Genomic DNA, 1,364 nt, shown 5'->3' with positions numbered 1-1,364 from the left:
TCGCAAGGAAGGTGCCTGTTTCAACTAGGGCGTTGCCAGGTACGAGTTCGTTAGGTTTAAGTTGCTGAGGGAGAAGCGCATATTTCACTGGGCCGAAAAATGCCGACTGAGTGCCCATTAAAAACAGCAATAACAGCAGAATAAGATAGCTCTCGGTAATAAAGCCGATAGCACCAAGGCACATGATGCCGATTTCCGCCAATTTGACTTTGCGAATGAACCAAGATTTTTCGTATTTGTCGGCAAGTACGCCCGCTGATGCTGAAAAAAGGAAAAAAGGGAGAATGAACAAGCCTGCCGCTAAATTGATAAATAAATGGCTAGAGACGGGTAACACGCCGGCACCAGCAAAGGCGACAAACAGCAACAGAACATTTTTAAAGATGTTGTCGTTAAAAGCCCCGAAAAATTGGGTAATAAAGTAGGGTAAGAATCGTTTCTGTCCCAGTAAAGAGATTTGATTGCTCGACATTTAGACCTTACCAATTACTCAGGTAATTAGAGAGTAGGTTCTCTATCAGCACTTTTCCATCGATAGGCTCAGCGGCAAAGAACTTGTCATCGACACTTAGCAGTGTGATACCGTGAACGCCGGACCATAATACGCGACTCGCTTTTAATACCTCGGATTGGCTACGTTGTGGTGCGATAACTTGCAATAATTGCTCGAGCATTCCTGTCATCGCATCGATACGTTCTGATTGCCATTCCGGTAGGGTATCGCCATTCATATTGTGTTCGAAAATTAGCTGCCAACGGTATGGGTGACGTTGAGCAAAATCATGATAGCAATAAGCTAGTTCGTAAAGTGCAGCATTTGGGTCTTCACTATTCGCCACCACTTGTTTGGCTTCATTAGATAGCTCATCAAGCGTCTGAGCAACTGCGTGAAGTAGTAGAAGGTTGTAACTGCCAAATACGTTAACTAGGGTACTCGGAACGTAACCGATCATAGTGGCAATTTTTCGTAAACTTAGCTCGTGGTAGCTGTTTTCCGATAAAAAGTCTTTAACGGTATTTAGCGTCAGCGTGACAAGCTCTTCACGCGTATGATCGTTTCTTCTGGCCATAGTGAGATTAATCTAATGAACAACGTTCAATATTCTAATGAGCCTCTACCTATAAGGTCAACAATAGTCGTGGTTATTTGCAATATTCTGATACATGTGTCCTAGACGTTTTGGTTTGCATATGGAATGGCTAAGGTTAAGATAGATTTATAAGTAAAAATAACTCTATTAGGAACTTCAAAGGAAGAATATGAAACGACTCTTTTCCCTTGTTGCTTTACTCATGGTGTCTGTGGCGATCACGCCAATTGCAGAGGCTAAGAAGTTTGGTGGTGGTAAATCTTTCGGTAAAAG

Annotated in this window: 2 protein-coding genes and 1 pseudogene; 1 reads left to right on the top strand and 2 read right to left on the bottom strand. The window is 42.6% G+C overall.

Annotated features, from left to right (window positions below):
- Positions 1–472, bottom strand: a 472-nt coding sequence (locus QTO00_RS19735; RefSeq protein WP_331426262.1) for an MFS transporter, incomplete at its 3' end; no start/stop codon positions are given.
- A 7-nt stretch (positions 473–479) separates the two neighbouring features.
- Positions 480–1,070 (bottom strand): TetR/AcrR family transcriptional regulator, encoded by a 591-nt coding sequence (locus QTO00_RS19730; protein WP_038207034.1) that lies wholly within the window; start codon positions 1,068–1,070, stop codon positions 480–482.
- A 190-nt stretch (positions 1,071–1,260) separates the two neighbouring features.
- Here QTO00_RS19730 and QTO00_RS21045 point away from each other — a divergent pair.
- Positions 1,261–1,364: pseudogene (locus QTO00_RS21045) on the top strand (Tim44 domain-containing protein); the annotation flags it as partial.

It is taken from the genome of Vibrio sp. M260118, assembly GCF_036533755.1.
Lineage (GTDB): Bacteria > Pseudomonadota > Gammaproteobacteria > Enterobacterales > Vibrionaceae > Vibrio.
This window is presented reverse-complemented; position numbering and strand designations above follow the sequence as displayed.